General features: G+C 33.8%; 2 protein-coding genes. One reads left to right on the top strand and one right to left on the bottom strand.

Features of this window, described 5'->3' with window-relative positions:
• Positions 1 to 45: 45 nt before the first annotated feature.
• Positions 46 to 858 carry an alpha/beta hydrolase-fold protein gene (locus Q0075_RS05695; RefSeq protein ID WP_297868672.1) on the bottom strand — a complete coding sequence of 271 codons (813 nt, stop codon included), beginning with the start codon at positions 856 to 858 and terminating at the stop codon, positions 46 to 48.
• 147 nt (positions 859 to 1,005) lie between these two features.
• On the opposite strand from Q0075_RS05695, the gene Q0075_RS05690 reads away from it, so the two are divergent.
• Positions 1,006 to 1,410 (top strand): superoxide dismutase (locus Q0075_RS05690; protein WP_297868671.1); only part of this gene is annotated, 405 nt, incomplete at its 3' end.

Here is a 1,410-nt window from a genome sequence, read left to right as displayed (position 1 = left end):
GAAGCGTCGTATATGGTGAAAGCAGTTGTATTCAAGTGTAATTTTTTATTGATTTAAAGTCCAAACGATTGCTTTTTCTTTGGTTGCCCTAAAAATTGTAGAATGCTCTTCGTTTGGCTCATCAGAATAATTCCATTTTATGTTTGATGGATTTGTATCTTTTAATACATCTCGAAGATGTTTGGTGTTTGGCGAAATATCCTCAGCATTAGAACCTGCGAACCAAAATACTTTTTGCTGATTCGGAAATTTTGCCAAGTGTTGTTTTGCCGTTTTTACCAAATATTGATTATTCCACCACAATGAAGGATCGAATGCAATGTAAAAGTCAAACATTTCTGGCGTTTGTAAAAAAGTTTCTGTTACAAAAAGCCCTGAAAGCGATTCGCCAATTATACCTTTTTTGTTTGAAGTTCTATATTTTTTATTTATTTCTGCGAAAAGTTCTTCTTTAATAAACGCTCTAAATTGTGCTGAACCACCCACTTCGGGAGCAATTTCTTTGTCTTTTTCAACGGTTGTGAAACCTGACAAATCTTTTCGGCGTTGCGTGTTTTCAATACCAACCAAAATTATAGGTTTAATTTTGTTTTGCTTGATGAGTTCTGCTAAAGTATTTGCAATGTGCGGAAAATCTTCTTTAATTCCACCATCTGCCATATACATAACAGGCAACGAATCAGTACTAGTTTTATAGTTTTCAGGCGTCCAAACGTTAATTACTCGAGTTTCATTAACTTTTTTTGATGGAATGGTAAAGGTTTCGTGCTTTGGAATTGAATCAACAGGTTGTGATGTTTTTGTGCAACTTGTAACGAATAGAACGATAATAAATAAAATACTGTAGCGTGATTTCATAGGATTTACTTTTTAATATTTTAAAAACGAATATACTTCAATGTTATATTTATCTTACTAATAGTGGTATAAAAACTATCTATTTTTGAATCCGAAGTTTAATTTGTAAATTTGGTGAAAATATTATTAATCTAAAAATTAAATATCATGGCTTTTGAATTACCACAATTACCTTATGCATACGATGCATTAGAACCACATATTGACGCTAGAACAATGGAAATTCATCATTCTAAGCATCACAATGCCTACGTTACCAACTTAAACGCTGCTATTGCTGGAACTGATTTAGAGGGAAAATCTATTGAAGATATCATGAAAAATCTTGACATGAACAACATGCCAGTTCGTAACAATGGTGGTGGACATTACAACCACACAATGTTTTGGGAAATTATGTCGCCAAACGGTGGCGGTTTACCATCAGGTGAATTAGCAACTGCTATTGACGCTGCTTTTGGTTCATTTGACGCTTTTAAAGCAGAATTTGCTAAAGCAGGAGCTACTCGTTTTGGTTCAGGATGGGCTTGGTTATGTGTGAAAGATGGAAAA

Source organism: uncultured Flavobacterium sp., assembly GCF_937967675.1.
Lineage (GTDB): Bacteria > Bacteroidota > Bacteroidia > Flavobacteriales > Flavobacteriaceae > Flavobacterium.
The sequence above is the reverse complement of the archived record's forward strand: the minus strand, read 5'-3'. Positions and strand labels throughout refer to the sequence as shown.

What these genes read in the sequence shown, in the direction of transcription:
- Q0075_RS05695 (WP_297868672.1), bottom strand. Translation starts at nt 858, where the DNA reads ATGAAATCACGCTACAGTATTTTATTTATTATCGTTCTATTCGTTACA.